Origin of the sequence: Myxococcus llanfairpwllgwyngyllgogerychwyrndrobwllllantysiliogogogochensis, from assembly GCF_006636215.1 — a bacterium.
Lineage (GTDB): Bacteria > Myxococcota > Myxococcia > Myxococcales > Myxococcaceae > Myxococcus > Myxococcus llanfairpwllgwyngyllgogerychwyrndrobwllllantysiliogogogochensis.
Genome location: NZ_VIFM01000250.1, coordinates 1 through 15,989, shown reverse-complemented (window position 1 = coordinate 15,989; position 15,989 = coordinate 1). Strand labels below are relative to the sequence as shown.

The following is a 15,989-nucleotide window of genomic DNA, read 5'->3' as shown; positions in this document are numbered from 1 at the left end:
AGANGTGTATCAGAGACAGGCGCCCCAGCGGCCGGGGCGTCGCTCATCCGCGCCGGGGTGTGCGCGTCGCCAGCTTGCTCCTATCCCGATTGTCGGAGGACTCCATGCCCAAGCCCCTCGTGCTGACGTCCCCCCGTTTCAAGGACGGGGACCTCATCCCCATCGCCTTCACCGGCGAAGGAGAGGACACCGCCCCACCCCTGCACTGGGAGAACCCACCCGCCGGGACGAAGAGCCTGGCGCTCATCGTCGAGGACCCGGATGCTCCGGACCCCAAGCATCCCCAGCGCATCTTCTGCCACCAGGTCCTCTACAACATCCCCCCGGGCGCCCAGGGGCTGCCGGAGGGGGCCCAGGTGGACGTGCTGCCCCCAGGGACGCGGGTGGGGCTCAACGACTTCGGCCACCAGGCGTACGGGGGCCCCATGCCCCCCATCGGCCGGCACCGGTACTTCTTCAAGCTGTACGCCCTGGACGTCGTGCTGCCGAACCTGGGCCGGCCTACCCGCAGGGATTTGTTGAAGGCGATGGAGGGCCACATCGTGGGCCAGGCGGACCTCATCGGCCTGTACGAGAAGGTCCACCACCGGGGCTCAGCGCAGGGACCCGGCGCGTCGGCCTGAGTCGCCGCCTGCTCGCTGGGAGACCTGGCGAGTTCATGGACTGACTTGTGGGCGGAGCCCTCGTTTCCGGGCCCGCCCGCATCATTTCCTGTCATCGCCCGCATCGCGCGTGACGCGCGTCAACACATGACACGGGCGTCTCGCGATGTAAGGGAAAACCGCGAGTCGTTGGCCGCGTCTGTGGTCTGGTCATCTAAGTGTCGGGAGCCCCACTTCTCCACCCTTGCATGCGGTGGAAGAGTCATGGGTGCCGTGAATCCATCCATCCGGGGCGGAGCTCCCTATGGCTCCTTCGACGAGATGTCCGTTGGCGTTTGCGTCATCCGCGAGCGTCGCTTCGTGTATGTGAATGATGCACTCGGCATGCTGGTGGGGCACCCGCGTGAGCTCATCGTGGGTCGCCCGGCGACGCTCCTCCTGACGGAGTCGAGCGTGACGGAAGTGATGGAGCAGCAGTCACGCCGACTGCGCGGTGAATCGGTGTCCAGCACCTACGAGGCGGCGCTTCGCACGGCAACAGGAGAACGACAGGTGGAGATGACCATCATTCCCAGCGGGCCCGACTGGGTGGCGCTGGTGCGCGACGTCACGTCGCGGGGCCTGCGGCGCAGCGTGCTCCAGCGGCTGGCGGAGCTGGGCGCGGGGCTGCCCTCCCTGCGCACCGAGGGCGAGGTGCTGCGGCGGGTGTTCTCCGGGCTCGAGGAACTGGGGCTCGCCTTCGCGTGGCTGTCACCCGAAGGTGAGGGCGTGCGGCTGGGGCAGACCTTCGTCCCCGTCGCGCTGGTGCCTCCGGACGCGCGGATGATGAGCGGACGGTGGGTGCGGGACGTGGTGGGCCGCTGGCCGTCCCTGCTGTTCCGGGCATGGAAGGAGGGCTCGGCCTACTCGAATGACTTGTCACAGGAGGCGGCCTGGTTCCTCGACGGCGCCCAGGCGGACCGCGCTCGGAGCGCGCTGAACCGGGCCGGTCCGGCGCACACCATCGCCGTGCGCATCGACGTGGAGGGCCGTCCCCGCGCGATGCTGGCGGTGGCGGGAGAGTGGCTGCGCGAGGAGGAGATGGCGCCGGTGCGGCTGTTCGGCGCGCAGGTGTCCGCGGCGCTCGATGCGGCGCTCACCATTTCCCGACTGTCCGCGCAGAACACGGCGCTGGCGGCGCTCAACCGACTGGCCTCGGAGGCGGCGTCCGCGCCCCACCCGCGCGCCTTCTTCGGGCCGGGCACGGAGGAAATCGTCGGGCTGGTGGCCTGCGACGCAGTGACCATCCTGCTCCCTCAAGAGAACCAGATGGAGCTGGCGTACGCGCGCGGCATGGACCTGGAGGACGCGGACACGGACCGCTTTGCGCGGCTGTGGCTGGCGGGAGGACTGTGCAACCAGGCCCAGCAGGAGGGCGCGCCGCTGGTGGTGGAGGTGGAAGACTGCCCGAACGGGCTGCGCGAGGACTTGCGACAGCGCGGCTTCCAGACGCTGGTCATCATCCCCCTGCGCGTGCGCTCCCGAGGCGTGGGCACGCTCAGCATCCTCTTCCGTGAGCCCCGGTACCTCACTCCGCTGGAGCTGGAGACGCTGCAGGCGATGGGCACCCACTTCGCGGCGGCCATCGAGACACATCGACTGTTGCAGGAGCTGCGGGGACGCGCCGAGGACATGGCGCTGCTGCACGAGGTGGCGCGGGCCCTGGCCACCACGCTGGAGCTCGACAAGCTGCTGGCCACGGGGGTCACCAGCCTCGCGCGCATCATCGACACACCGGATGCCTATGTCCTCATGCCGAACTCCACGGGCGAGTGGCTGGAGGTCCGCGCGGTGAGTGGCAGCCACCCGGAGCTGCTCGGACGCTGCCTGCCCGCGGGCGCACCGGATGCGTCCGCCACCGGGTTGGCCTTCCTGACGCGCGAGCTGGTGATGGTGGAGGACGCCGTCACCGACGTCCGTGTGGACCAGGAGCTGCGAGACAGCTCCTCCGCGCAGGCGTTCCTGGTGCTGCCCCTGGTGGTGCGGGACAGGCCCGTCGGGGTCATGGTCGCCACGGAGACACGGAGGACCCGCCGCTTCTCCCCCGCTGAAATCGAGCGGGCGAGCGCCATCGCCAACCAGCTCGCACTGGCCCTGGAGGGCGCGCGACTGGTGGAGGATTTGAAGGACAGCTACGTTGAGCTGGCCCGGACGCAGGAGCAGCTCGTGCGTCGCGAGCGACTGGCGGCCCTGGGCGAGCTGTCCGCCGTGGTGGCCCACGAGGTGCGAAATCCCCTGGGCGCCATCTTCAACTCGGTGGCCTCCATCCGCAGAATCATCGGCCCCGGCAGTCCGGCCGAGCCCCTGGTGGACATCGTCGCGGAGGAGGCGGACCGCCTCAACCGCATCGTCGCGGACCTGCTCACCTTCGCTCGACCTCCCGCGCCGCATCCCCATCCAGTGCCTCTGGCGCCGCTGGTGGAAGACGCGGTGCGCGGGGCGCTCGCGGAGTCACCCGGTGCGGTCCGCGTGGAGCTGGATTTGGAGGAGGACGTCCCGCCCGTGACAGTGGACGAGCGGATGATGCGTCAGGCCTTCCTCAACCTGGCCATCAACGCGATGCAGGCCATGCCACAAGGAGGACGCCTGCGGGCCGCGGTGCGCCGCGCCGCGGGTGCGCCCGAGGTCATGGTGGAGTTCAGCGACACCGGTCCGGGCATCACCGCCGAGGTGCGCGCGCGAATCTTCGAGCCCTTCTTCACCACCAAGGCCAAGGGCACCGGACTGGGGCTCGCCGTGGTGAAGCGCATCATCGAGTCCCACCAGGGACACCTCACCCTCGACTCCCAGCCGGGCACCGGCACGTGCTTCCGCCTCTACCTGCCGTTGGATTCACCCGCTTCCACGCGCCCGCTGCTGGCCGTTCCGTGACTTGAAGTCGAGAGGAGGGTGGGCTGTCAGCGCCACATCGTGAGCCACGCCACGAGCAGCCCCAGCAGCGACGCGCCCGTGAACAGCGCGACGGCGAGCCAGACGCGGGAGCCCTGAAGCCATCCACCGGAGGGCTCGGGCTCCGCGGTGAGGACCTCGCCGTCACCGGTGATGGCACGCACCAACTCCAGTCGACGCGCCTCGAGGGCCTCCGTGGCCACCGTCTGCGAGATGTCGATACCGAAGCCGACCTGCGTCTCACGCGGCGCGCGTCGGGGGGCGTGTCGCGACATCGCGGGCGTCACCGTGTCCTCGGCGCCCGGCGGGAACAGGGGCTCGTGGGCACCACTGGCTCGCGCGGAGGCCGCCTGCTCGATGGCCACGAGGACCTTCGCCGCATCCAGGGCCTCGGTCGCTTCGACGGGAGACGTGGGCTTCGAGCGAGTCCCTGTGCCGACACCTCCACGCTCGGAACTCGCGTCCGACTCCGAGAGGTAGGTTCCGTATTGCGCGGTCCGCGCTGCGAGGTCTTCCGCCCGGAGAGGCATCGTCGCCAGGGGGTCATCGACACGCGGCGCGTCCACTCGCGGAGGCACGGCCACGGCGGTGGGTTCATCCTCGTCGGCGTTTCCCCATCCATCCGCGCGCGTCGGCTCGTCGTCGCCGGGACCTTGTCTCGGCTCGCCTGACCCTGTTCGCACTGGACCAGCAGCGCGCGTCGGCTCGTCGTCGCCGGGACCTTGTCTCGGCTCGCCTGACCCTGTTCGCCTCGGACCAGCAGCGCGCGTCGGCTCATCGTCGCCGGGGCCTTGCATCCCCTCCGCGTGTCTCAACTCGCTCGACGCAGTTCGCCTCGGACCAGCCGCTCGCGTCGGCTCATCGTCGCCGGGGCCCTGTCTCGGCTCGCCTGACCCTGTTCGCCTCGGACCAGCAGCGCGCGTCGGCTCATCGTCGCCGGGGCCGCGTCCACCCGCCACATGCGTCGGCTCATCCTCACCGGGGCCACGCCCGCCAGCGACATGCGTTGGCTCATCCTCACCCGGGCCTCGCGCACCGGCCGCGCGCGTCGGCTCATCGTCGGCCTCGGGCCGAGGGCCCACCTGCGCCCGCTCGGACGGAACGAAGTCATCCGGCGTGTAGATGGCATTGTGCTCGAACGCGAGCGCCGTCGGCGGGGTGAGCGTCGCGACGAGCTCCGGCTCGGTATGCGAGCGCTTCGCCTCCTCGCGCAACAACTCGTCGAGCAGCTTCTCCTCCGCCTTCTTCTCGCGCGGGAAGACCAGCGCCAGCAGCCTCGCGAGCTCCGCGTCCCCCACCCCGGGCGCGAGCTTCGCCTTCAGTCGCGCGAGCTCCGCCCCCATCGCCGCCGCGTCCGGGAAGCGATTCGCCGGCTCCGCCGTGAGCGCGCGCATCAGGAACGCATCCACGCTCGACGGCAGCCCCTGCCGATGCTTCCCCGCGTTCTCCCACTGCGGATACGCCGCGCGGCGCCAGCGCTCCACCGGGTCTCCCCGCTGCGACAGCGGCTTCCACGCGCACAGCTCCCACAGCAACACGCCCACCGCGTACACATCCGCGCGCCGGTCCACGAAGCGCTTGCGCGCCTGCTCCGGCGACATGTACGTCAGATTCCCAATCACCACCCGGGGCGCCGTCTGCTGCTCCTTCAGCGTGGACTGCGCCGCGCCGAAGTCGATGATCTTCACCTCGCCGTCGTAGCTGATACACACATTGGCCGGTGACAAATCCCGGTGCACCAGATGCAACGCGTGCCCTTCTTCATCCGTGGCATCGTGCGCATAGGCCAATCCTTCACACAGCCGCTCGCCCAGATGCAGGATGATACCCAAGGGCATCATCCGCCCCAGCTGCCGCAGCCGATACGAGAGCCGGCTCAGCGTCTTGCCCCGGACGTACTCCATGGAGAGGTACAGCTGCCCCTCCACCTCGCCCATCGCATACACGCGGGCGATGTTGGGATGCGTCAGCCGCACCACCACCCGGGCCTCGTCGCGGAAGCGCCCCACGAACTGCGGGCTCTCCATGAGCTGCGGCAGGACCTTCTTCACCACACATGCGCGGCGCGGAGCCTCCTCGCGCGCGAGGAAGACCTCTCCCATCCCCCCGGCGCCAATGCGGCGCACCAGGGTATAGGGACCGAAGCGAACGGGCCCCTCGAGGGGCGCCGGCTCAACCGGTCTGGCCAAGCGAGCGGAAGGCCTTTCTCGCCGCCCCGAGCACGTGCGCCACCTCCGCCTCGCCAATGGCCAGCGAGACGAAGGCCGCTTCGTACTGGCTCGGCGGCAGGTACACGCCCGCGTCCAACATGGCGTGGAAGAAGCGTCCGAAGCGCCCCGTGTCCGACGTCTTCGCGCTCGTGTAGTCGAACACCGGCTCCGCCGTGAAGAACACCGTCAGCATGCTGCCCACGCGGTTGACGGTGACGGGCACACCGGCGGCCTTCGCCTCGGCGATGAAGCCCTCCTCCAGCATCCGGCTCACCTGCTCCAGCCGCGCGTACGTCCCCGGCGCCGCCAGGGCCTTGAGACACGCCAGCCCCGCCGCCACCGCCACCGGGTTCCCCGACAACGTGCCGGACTGATACACGGGCCCCGCCGGCGCCACCTTCCGCATGATGTCCGCGCGACCGCCATAGGCGCCCAGCGGCATGCCTCCGCCAATCACCTTGGCCATCGTCGTCAGGTCCGGCTTCAGCCCGTACACTTCCTGCGCCCCACCACGCGCCAGCCGGAAGCCCGTCATCACCTCGTCCAGCACCAGCAGCACGCCGTGCTTCTGACACAGGGCCTGGAGGCCTTGGAGATAGCCCGGCTTGGGCACCAGCACGCCCATGTTGCCCACCACCGGCTCGATGATGGCGCAGGCGATGTCCTGCCCCTTCTCCGCGAAGATGCGCTCCACCGCCGCCAGGTCGTTATAGGGCGCGGTGAGCGTGAGCTTCGCCAGCGCCGCCGGCACGCCCGGCGAGTCCGGCAGGCCCAGCGTCTCCACGCCACTGCCCGCCTTCACCAGGAACGGGTCTCCCGCGCCGTGAAAGCAGCCCTCGAACTTGAGGATGTGCTCGCGGCCGGTGAAGCCGCGCGCCACGCGGATGGCGGCCACCGTGGCCTCCGTGCCGCTGGACACCAGCCGCACCATCTCCACCGCCGGCATCGTCCCGCAGATGAACTCCGCGAACTCCACCTCGCCCGCATGGGGCGCGCCGAACGACGAGCCGCGCCGGGCCGCGTCGATGATGGCCTCCACGATGGGCGGGTAGGCGTGGCCAAGGATGAGCGGCCCCCAGCTCCCCACCAGGTCGACGTAGCGGTTGCCATCCACGTCGGTGAGCCAGGCTCCGGAGCCCTCACGGAAGAAGACAGGGTCCCCGCCGACGCCACGGAAGGCGCGCACCGGAGAGTTCACTCCACCCGGGATGCGCGCCTGCGCGCGGGCGAACAGGGACTGACTGTGAGCGTGATTCATGCCGCGTTCCATAGCACGCGCCGCGACGTCTCCCGCCTCTCCTCTCGCCTGCCCCCATGCTCGCCGCTTCTCCGTCCTGTCGAGTGTCGGTTATGGACACGTCGCGTTGAGACGTCGGCAACGTATCCCTGGAAAATCACACCAGGACGCACATCCGAGCGAGAGGCCGGGGCATCATGGACCTGGAAGACGCGCTGATACAGCGATGTGACGGCGGACCCGAGGACCCAGGAGACTCCCATGGACTTCAAGACGGCGGACCTGTGTGACACCCACTCGGGCACGGCCCACTTCCAGGTCGCCGAGCCCGGCTTCGTCGACTACGGCGGGCGGACCACGTTCTCGGGCCTCATCAGCACCGTGCGCGCGCCGGAGGACAACTCGCTCGTCCGCAAGGCCCTGGAGGAACCAGGCGCGGGGCGAGTGCTCGTGGTGGATGGCGGTGGCAGCCGTCGCTGCGCGCTGGTGGGCGACCAGCTCGCGCTGCTCGCGCAGCAGAACGGCTGGGCGGGCATCATCGTGAACGGCTGCATCCGGGACTCGGAGGAAGTGGGCCGCACGGCCATCGGCGTGAAGGCCCTGGGCACGCATCCGCTCAAGAGCTCCAAGCGCAACGAGGGACAGCGAGATACGGAGGTGCGCTTCGCGGGCGTCATCTTCAAGCCCGGTCATCGCCTCTACGCGGATGCGGACGGCATCGTCACCTCGGAGTCGGCGCTGGACTGAGTCCACGCGCTCCGAGGCCAGATGAGGGCCACGGTGTCGCCGCCGCTGGAGGCCAGGAAGGCTCCGTCCTCCGAGAACGCCAGCGCGCTGACCGAATGGGCGTGGCCTTCGAGCGTGGCCAGGAGCGTCCCCTCGCGGCTCCACACCCTCACTCGGCCCGCCACGTCACCCGTGGCTACGAGCAGTCCGTCACGGGAACACGTCACCGCGAACGTGAAGTCGGGGACGTCCAGCCGGACCTGGCGGTTCGGGGACTCGAGCTCCACCAGGAGCAGGGTCTTGTACTCCCTCTGGAGCACGACCCACTTGTCATCCGGAGTGATGGCCAGAAAGCGATTCCCCTTCGACACATGAACCGAGGACAGCCATTCATCCTTCTCCAGGTCCACCAGTCGCAGTTCGACGGTGTTGTCCCCAGGCGGCGGACATCTGCGTGAGATGATGCCGAGCCGCCCCAACCGGGACAGCGCACACAGCGCGAGGTCCTCGGGTGCGAGGTCCTTCCTCCAGAGAGGCCGTCCGGTCCGTGCGTCGACGACGCGTATCCAGCGATGCTCGTACCAGCTCTCCTTCTCCGCCAGCATCCCCATGTCGTCGGACCAGACCGTCGACGAATCGTTGGAGCATCTCTCCTCCAGCTCCACGTCGACCCCTCCGAGCAGGCCGCTCAGTCGCATGCCGCCGTTCTGGGGCAGCAGCATGAAGGCACGCCCGCCTCTCACATGGACGTGGGTCCAATCCAGTGGCAACGACTCACGACGCACCTCCCGGCCCGAGTCGCGGTCCCACACCCGGACCGTGCCATCCGCTGACGCCGTGAGGAGGTGCCTCCCATCGGAGGAGAAGGTGAGCTGCTCCACGGCGTTGCGATGCGCGGGACCCGGCACCTCGCGCCGGGTCTGGAGGTCCACCAGCAAGAGGGCCCAGGACTCCCTCTTCGCGAACGACGCCCACCGACCATCAGGGGAGATGGCGAACCTCCAGCCCGCGCAACCGTATGAGCTCGGCAGCTCCACCCACTCATCCAGCGCCTCGCCTCGAGTGAAGAGCAACCGTCGATTCAGTATTCGCACCTGACGACCATCGGGAAGCAACTGGCTTGCACTGCCGGACGAGCGCCGTTCGACCTCGCCCACGCACTCCCCCGTACGGGCATCATACGTGCGCAAGATGCTCCTCAGCCCGGGCCCCGTCTGCTTGCACCGGATGAACGCGCCATCTGAAGTGAAGCACACCCACGGCGGCGAACACTCGGCGTCGCCCGGGACGGACCAGCGCGGTCTCCAGTCCGCCGTATCGAACATAGACAACCGCATGGGCTCGTTGCTGTTCTCCAGCACCACCAGGCCGCCGCCATCCGGCGAGAACACCAGGCACTCCGCGGAACCAGGGCTGCCTTCGAGCTCGACGCGACGGACTTCTTCTCCCCGCTCCAGGTCGAACACGACGAAGCCTGTCGGATGCTGGGTACCGGCGAGCATGGTCCGCCTGTCCGGCGAGAGCGCGAGGCTGCGAACCGCGGTGCCCAGCCCTCCCCAGCATCGCAGCTCGGCGCCGCCGCGCGCGTCCCACAACCTCACCGTGCCCCCATCGCTCCCGGTGACGATGCGCTCGTCCGGCAGGTAGAGCACGGCGTTTATTCTCTCCGAGTCACCTCGGAGCGAGAGCAGCTCACGGCCGTCCTCCAGGTTCCACACCCGGGCCGTCGAATCTCCCACGGTCACGAGCCTGCGCGAGTCCGCGGAGAAGGCCTGCGCCACCACGCCTCGTGGAAAACCCTCAGGGTCCGGTGCGTGCCAGAAACGCACGGTGCCACAGCGACTGTGTGCCTGCTCCGGGAGAGGGTCACCGAAAGCATCGAGCCGGGGAAAATTCCGTTCGGATAGGGGCATGCGGGGCGCCCCCAGCGACGCGCCGGCCCCACGGACCTGACAGGCCTTCGTTCACGCGCCATTTCCCTGGCGCAATGTGTCATCACCCGAAACATTTTCGCCGTGCGAAACACAATCAAGACAACGTTCCAGGACGTTCCGCCCTGCGAAATCCAGCCATCGAATTACGGGTGACTGTCTTTCCTCTTCGAGAGGAGTGTGGCTACTGTTCCGCCACGATTCTGACGGGGAGAGTGCGATGCAACGACTCGTGGTCGGACTCCTGGCGACAGCTTTCTGTTTGATGGCTTGCAAGAAGGAAGAGGCTTCGACACCACCGTCGGAGGGCGCGCAGGAGCGTCCCGTGGCGGTACCAGACATCAAGACAGACAAGGGCGTCGACCTGGAGAAGAAGGTCGTCTACATCGGCGCGCTCAATGACGAGAGCGGGCCCGGCGCGGCCATCGGCAAACCCTTCGCCGCGGGCAAGCGACTGCTCGCCCAGCAGGTGAACGCGGGTGACTCCGGCCTGCTGCCGCCCGGCTGGCGCATCGAGCTCGTTGAGCGGGACCACGCCTACAACCCGCAGAACGCCGTGCAGGCGTACAGCGACATCCACGACCGCGTGCTGTTCCTGGGCACCAGCTTCGGCACGCCCAACACGCTGCCCCTGCGCGACAAGATGACGGCGGACAACCTGGTGGCCTTCCCCGCGTCGCAGTCCTCGGAGATGGCGCGACACCAGTACACGCCGCCCATTGGCGCCTCCTACAAGATGGAGGCGATGCGCGCCATGGACTGGGCCGTGGAGCACGCGGGCGGCGCGGACAAGGTGAAGGCCGCCATCGTTGCGCAGGGTGATGACTACGGGAAGGACGGCCTGGAGGGTTGGAGCGAGGCCGCGAAGCACCACGGCGTCACCATCGTCTCTCAGCAGAGCGTCGCGCCGGGACAGAAGGACTTCGCCGCCATCATCACCGCGCTCCAGCAGTCCGGCGCCAACTACGTGTTGCTCACGGTGCTGCCCAGCGCCTCGGGTCCCATCCTGGGCACGGCCGCGCAACTCAAGTATCAGCCCACCTGGGTGGGCCAGACGCCCGCGTGGGTGGACCGCTTCTTCGACGCGAAGGTCATCCCCGGCGCAGTCTTCGCCAACTTCTACTGGGCCACGGGGCTCACCTTCTGGGGCGACGACGTGCCCGGCATGAAGGACTTCCTCTCCCTGGTCGCGAAGTACCCCAACACGCCGAAGGACTTCTACACGCTGTCCTCCTACGTCCAGGGCCGCGTGCAGATTGAAGCGCTCAAGGCCGCCATCGAGTCCAAGGACGTCACGCGCGCCGGCTACCTCAAGGCGCTCAAGGGCATCACCCGCACCACCGCCGGCGGCATGACGGTGGAGCCGGTGGACCTGTCCCGGTTCCCCTACGAGACGTCCGTCGGCGCGCGGGTCCTCAAGCCCGTGCTCGACCAGGGGAGCTGGAGTGTCGTCGCGGGCTTCGCGCCGCCGAAGGCGCTGGGTGCCTCTGCCGCCAAGGCCGCCGATGACAGCAAGTAGTCCTGCCCTGCTGCGCGTGCAGAATCTCCAGGTCGTCTACCACTCGGCGGTGCGAGCCCTCCGGGGCATCACCCTGGAGGTTCCTCACCAGGGCGTGGTGGCCCTCCTCGGGCCCAATGGCGCGGGCAAGTCCACCGCGCTGCGCGCCATCAGCGGCCTGCTCGACATGCACGACGGCGCCATCACCCAGGGCAAGGTGGAGCTGTCCGGACAGAGCCTCCTGGCCCTCCCCGCCGACGGGCGCGTGCACGCGGGCGTGGTGCAGGTGCTCGAGGGACGCCGCATCCTCGGCGAGCTGTCGGTGGAGGAGAACCTCCTGGCGGGCGGCTTCGGCATGGGCGCCCAGGCACGCAAGGAGCTGGTCGAGTCCGCCTTCACGCGCTTCCCGGTGCTGCGCGAGCGACGGCGACAGAAGGCCGGCTACCTCTCCGGTGGAGAGCAGCAGTTGCTGGCCATCTGCCGGGGACTGATGCGACGGCCCAAGGTGCTGCTCCTGGACGAGCCCTTCCTGGGCCTGTCGCCCAAGGCCGTGGGCGAGGTGTCGGAGCTGATTCAGCGCATCAGCGCGGAGGGCGTCGCGGTGTTGCTCGTGGAGCAGAACGCGCGGGTCGCGCTGACGCTGGCCAGCCACGGCTACGTGCTGGAGACGGGCAAGGTGGTGCTGGACGGCCCCGCGGACACGCTGCGCGAGGACCCCGACGTGCAGGAGTTCTACCTGGGCTTCGGACGCGAGGGGCAGCGCGGCTACCACGAGCTGAAGCGGTATCGGCGCAAGCGGCGCTGGCTTTCGTGAAGGGTGAGGAATGGCACTGCTGGAGCTCGACAACGTGGGCCTTTCCTTCTCCGGGGTGCGTGCCCTGGATGGCGTCTCGTTCTCCATCGAAGCCGGCGCGCTGCACGCGGTGATTGGTCCCAATGGCGCGGGCAAGAGCAGCCTCTTCAACTGCATCAGCGGCATCCATCGCCACATGGAGGGCCGCGTGAAGCTGGAAGGACAGGCGCTCGCGGGCCTGGAGCCTCCGGAGATTGCCCGGCGCGGCGTGGCGCGGATGTTCCAGAACCTGGCCCTCTTCGAGCACCTCACGGTGTTGGAGAACCTGCTGCTCGGCCGTCACCCGAAGTACCGGACGGGGCTGTTGCGCAACCTGTTCTGGACGCGAGGGGCGCGTGCGGAGGAGGTCCGCCACCGCGAGAAGGCCGAAGAGGTCATCGACTTCCTCAACCTGGAGCACTACCGGTGGATGCCCGTCTCGGTGCTGCCCTACGGCATCCGCAAGCGCGTGGAGCTGGGCCGCGCGCTGTGCATGGAGCCGAAGCTCTTGCTGCTGGATGAGCCCACGGCGGGACTCAATCAAGAGGAGACGGAGGACATGGCGAACCACCTGCTCGACATCCGTCACGAGCTGGGGGTGACGCAGGTGCTCATCGGCCACGAGCTGCGCTTCGTGATGGACCTGGCCACGCAGGTGACGGTGCTGGACCGGGGCCAGGTCATCGCGAACGGGCCGCCTTCCGCGCTGCGCGAGGACACACGTGTACTGAGCGCGTACGTGGGCGGGGCGGTGGCGGCATGAGCGCGGCGCTTCCCCTGAGCCTCCCGGGCCAGCTCTTCCAACGCGCGGAGCAGCACCCGCACGCGGTGGCCATCCGCGAGAAGCGCCTGGGCATCTGGAACGAGCTGTCCTTCCAGGGCTACCTGGAGCGCGTCGGCTGGGCGGCGCGGATGTTGTGGGAGCTGGGAGTGCGCGCCGGAGACTCGGTGGCCATCATCAGCGACAACCGTCCGGAGTGGCTGTTCGCGGACCTGGGTACCCAGGCGCTCGGCGCGCGCTCCGTCGGCATCTATCAGACGAACCCACCCTCCGACGTGGCCTACATCCTCAACGACGCCCAGTGCCGCGTCGTGCTCTGCGAGGACCAGGAGCAGTACGACAAGGTCGCCACCGTCGCGGCCGAGACACCCTCCGTCCAGCACATCCTCGTCCTCGAGCCCCGCGGACTGCGCGGCGTGGAGGACGCACGGCTGCGCACCTGGGAGCGCTTCCTCGAGGAAGGGCGCGCGCTCCTGGAGCGGGAGCCGGGCTGGCTGCGCGAGCAGCTCGCGCGACGCATGCCCGACGAGGGGGCCATGGTCATCTACACGTCGGGGACCACGGGGGCGCCCAAGGGAGCGCTCATCTCCAGCCGCAACATGCTGGAGGGCTCGGCGACCTTCACCGCACAGCTCGGGTTGGGCCAGGACGACAGCGTCGTCTCGTACCTGCCGCTGTGTCACGTCGCGGAGAAGCTGTTCAGCCTGCTGTTGCCGCTCGTCGTCGGAGGGAAGGTCCACTTCGGTGAGGCCCTGGAGACGGTGCAGCACGACGTGGCCGAGGTCTCCCCCACCGTGTTCCTGGGCGTGCCGCGCATCTGGGAGAAGATGCACGCGTCGGTGACGGTGAAGATGCGCGACGCCTCGTGGCTCAAGCGCACCCTCTTCAACACCTTCACCCGACTGGGCGCCGGGATTCGCGAGCGGGAGCGCACCGGACAGCGGCGCTGGTGGGATGCGCTCGCGTGGCGCGTCGGAGACCTGCTTGTCTACCGGCCGCTCCAGGAGCGCCTGGGACTGCGGCGCTGTCGCTTCCCCATCTCCGGTGCGGCGCCCATCTCTCCGGAGCTGCTCGCCTGGTACGACAGCATCGGCGTCCGCATCTACGAGGGTTACGCCCAGACGGAGGGCTCGGGCTCCAGCCACCTCAACGTCCCGGGCGCCACGCGGCTGGGCACCGTCGGACGCGCCGTGCCGGGCGTGGAGTGTCGGCTCGCGGAGGACGGCGAGGTGCTGGTGCGCGGGACCAACGTGTTCCTCGGCTACCTCAACAAGCCGGAGGCCACCGCCGAGGTCCTTGATTCCGAGGGCTGGCTGCACACCGGAGACTTGGGCGATATCGACGCGGACGGCTACCTGCGCATCACCGGCCGCAAGCGCGAAATCCTCATCACCTCCGGCGGAAAGAACCTGTCGCCCGAGCGCATCCAGAACGCGCTGAAGAACAGTCCGTACATCAAGGAGGCGGTGGCCATTGGCGACCGCCGGGCCTTCGTCACCGCGCTGGTGCAGGTGGACCCGGAGACGGTGGCGGACTGGGCGCTGCGCCGCAAGATTGCCTTCACCTCGTACACGGACCTCACGCTGCGGCCCGAGGTGCGCAAGCTCATCGAAGAGGAAGTCGCACGCGCCAATGAAGGACTCGCGCGAGTCGAGCAGGTGCGCACCTTCCGGCTGCTCGCTCGCGAGATGACGCAGGACGCGGGTGAGGTGACGGCATCCCTCAAGGTGCGGCGCAAGGCGGTGCTCGCGCTGCATTCAGCGCTGGTGGAAGAGATGTACGCGAGGACACGCGAATGACGCAGTTGCTCCAGCTCAGCATCTCGGGACTGGCGCTCGGGGCGAGCTACGCGCTCATCGCCCTGGGCTTCTCGGTCGTCTACCGAGCCTCCCGACTCTTCAACTTCGCGCACGGCGAACTGCTCAGCCTGGGCGCGTTCCTGATGACGGCGCTCGTCGAGGTGATGCCGTGGTGGCTGGCGCTCGCCGCCTCCGCGTGCCTCACCGGTGGACTGGCCGCGCTCCTGGAGCGCACCGTCCTGCGGCGCATGGTGGGGCGACCCGTCTTCACCACCATCATCCTGACGCTGTTCCTGGGGCTGCTCCTGCGCGCGGGCATCGTCATCGCCTTCGGCACCGACACGCGCGGCATGCCGACGCCGTGGGACGCGATGGCGGAGGTGCAGGTGGGCAACGCCACCGTGCTCCTGTCGTCACTCATCTCCCTGGGCGCGACGACGGTGGTGCTCGTCGGGATGCACGCGCTGGTGCAGCGCACGCCGATGGGCGTGGCGATGCGCGCGGCGAGCGAGAACCAGGAGGTCGCCCTGGTGCTGGGCATCCCCGTGGGCCGGGTGCTCGCCTTCACCTGGTTCCTGGCGGGAGCGACGGCCGCGGTGGCCGGCATCTTCCTGGGGATGTTCCCGCGCTCGGTGGACTCCAACCTGGGCTACGTGGCGCTGCGCGCCTTCCCCGCCATCATCGTCGGAGGACTGGAGTCGGTGGTGGGCGCGGTGGTCGCGGCGTTCATGCTGGGGCTGCTGGAGGTGCTGTCCCAGGCGTATGTGAATCCGCACCTGGGTGCCTTCGGGCACAACTTCCACGCCGTCTTCCCCTACGCCGCGATGATTCTCTTCCTGGTCCTGCGTCCGCGCGGACTCTGGGGCGAGCACGAGGTGCGCCGCGTCTAGGCGCGCCGCGAGACGATATCATGCCAACCCGCCCCCTGGTGATTCGGTACGAGGACGACCTGAAGCTCTTTCCCGGCCTGTGGCAGAGGGCCGGCGTGGTGCTGACATTGAGCATCGCCCTGGCGTACCCGTGGCTGGTGAGCACGCGGTGGCTCACGGTGGGCAACCTGGGGCTGGTGGCCATCGTCGGCGCCGCGTCGCTGATGGTGCTCACCGGCTTCGCGGGACAGGTGAGCCTGGGGCACGCGGCCTTCCTCGCGCTGGGCGCGTACACGGTGGCGGTGCTCGGCGCGAAGCATGGCTGGCCGTTCTGGCTGGCGCTGCCCCTGGCGGGTGGCGTGTCCGCGCTGGTGGGCGTGGTCATCGGCGCCTTCGCGCTGCGCCTCAAGGGCTTGTATCTGGCCATCGTCACGCTGGGCCTGGTGTTCCTCACGCAGCACGTGCTGCTCGCGTATCCAGAGGTGACGAACGGGCTGAGCGGGACTGCGGTGCCCATGTACTGGTGGTTCCGCGATGACGCGGGCGTGGCGGCTTCGCTGAGCGAGACGTGGCGGG

Annotated in this window: 12 protein-coding genes; 9 read left to right on the top strand and 3 right to left on the bottom strand. The window is 69.1% G+C overall.

Annotation, left to right across the window (positions count from 1 at the left end; all coding sequences use genetic code 11):
* The first annotated feature begins 104 nt into the window (after positions 1–104).
* The gene (locus FJV41_RS39125; RefSeq protein ID WP_141647718.1) at positions 105–623 is read left to right on the top strand and encodes a YbhB/YbcL family Raf kinase inhibitor-like protein; all 519 of its coding nucleotides are present in this window, start codon (positions 105–107) and stop codon (positions 621–623) included.
* A gap of 300 nt (positions 624–923) precedes the next feature.
* On the top strand, positions 924–3,512 hold the full coding sequence (locus FJV41_RS39120) for a GAF domain-containing protein (protein WP_174457116.1): 2,589 nt from the start codon (positions 924–926) through the stop codon (positions 3,510–3,512).
* A gap of 26 nt (positions 3,513–3,538) precedes the next feature.
* Here the strand turns inward: FJV41_RS39120 and FJV41_RS39115 are convergent, their stop codons facing one another.
* Together FJV41_RS39115 and hemL are read right to left on the bottom strand one after the other, a co-directional pair.
* On the bottom strand, positions 3,539–5,719 hold the full coding sequence (locus FJV41_RS39115; RefSeq protein WP_246137698.1) for a serine/threonine-protein kinase: 2,181 nt from the start codon (positions 5,717–5,719) through the stop codon (positions 3,539–3,541).
* A complete protein-coding gene (gene hemL, locus FJV41_RS39110; protein ID WP_141647716.1) occupies positions 5,703–6,998 on the bottom strand; it encodes a glutamate-1-semialdehyde 2,1-aminomutase in 1,296 nt (431 codons plus the stop codon). Before hemL ends, FJV41_RS39115 begins: the two co-directional genes overlap by 17 nt.
* Positions 6,999–7,238: 240 nt before the next feature.
* Between hemL and rraA the strand changes: the two genes are divergently transcribed.
* Entirely contained in the window at positions 7,239–7,724 is a 486-nt protein-coding gene (rraA, locus tag FJV41_RS39105) for a ribonuclease E activity regulator RraA (protein WP_141647715.1), read from the top strand.
* Here the strand turns inward: rraA and FJV41_RS39100 are convergent.
* Positions 7,676–9,484, bottom strand: coding sequence for a WD40 repeat domain-containing protein (locus FJV41_RS39100; protein WP_181791244.1), 1,809 nt, complete (start codon positions 9,482–9,484; stop codon positions 7,676–7,678). The genes rraA and FJV41_RS39100 overlap by 49 nt on opposite strands.
* Before the next feature lie 475 nt (positions 9,485–9,959).
* Between FJV41_RS39100 and FJV41_RS39095 the strand changes: the two genes are divergently transcribed.
* From FJV41_RS39095 to FJV41_RS39070, 6 genes are all read left to right on the top strand, one after another.
* Positions 9,960–11,153, top strand: coding sequence for an ABC transporter substrate-binding protein (locus FJV41_RS39095; RefSeq protein WP_181791242.1), 1,194 nt, complete (start codon positions 9,960–9,962; stop codon positions 11,151–11,153).
* Positions 11,140–11,946, top strand: coding sequence for an ABC transporter ATP-binding protein (locus tag FJV41_RS39090; RefSeq protein ID WP_141647712.1), 807 nt, complete (start codon positions 11,140–11,142; stop codon positions 11,944–11,946). The genes FJV41_RS39095 and FJV41_RS39090 overlap by 14 nt, the downstream gene beginning before the upstream one ends.
* 10 nt (positions 11,947–11,956) lie before the next feature.
* Complete coding sequence (locus FJV41_RS39085; protein WP_141647711.1) at positions 11,957–12,727, top strand: ABC transporter ATP-binding protein; 771 nt, start codon at positions 11,957–11,959, stop codon at positions 12,725–12,727.
* Positions 12,724–14,544, top strand: a complete 1,821-nt coding sequence (locus tag FJV41_RS39080) for an AMP-dependent synthetase/ligase (protein WP_141647710.1) — start codon at positions 12,724–12,726, stop codon at positions 14,542–14,544. The genes FJV41_RS39085 and FJV41_RS39080 overlap by 4 nt, the downstream gene beginning before the upstream one ends.
* Positions 14,541–15,434 (top strand): branched-chain amino acid ABC transporter permease, encoded by an 894-nt coding sequence (locus FJV41_RS39075; RefSeq protein WP_141647709.1) that lies wholly within the window; start codon positions 14,541–14,543, stop codon positions 15,432–15,434. Before FJV41_RS39080 ends, FJV41_RS39075 begins: the two co-directional genes overlap by 4 nt.
* A 20-nt stretch (positions 15,435–15,454) precedes the next feature.
* Positions 15,455–15,989, top strand: a 535-nt coding sequence (locus tag FJV41_RS39070; protein ID WP_141647708.1) for a branched-chain amino acid ABC transporter permease, incomplete at its 3' end; no start/stop codon positions are given.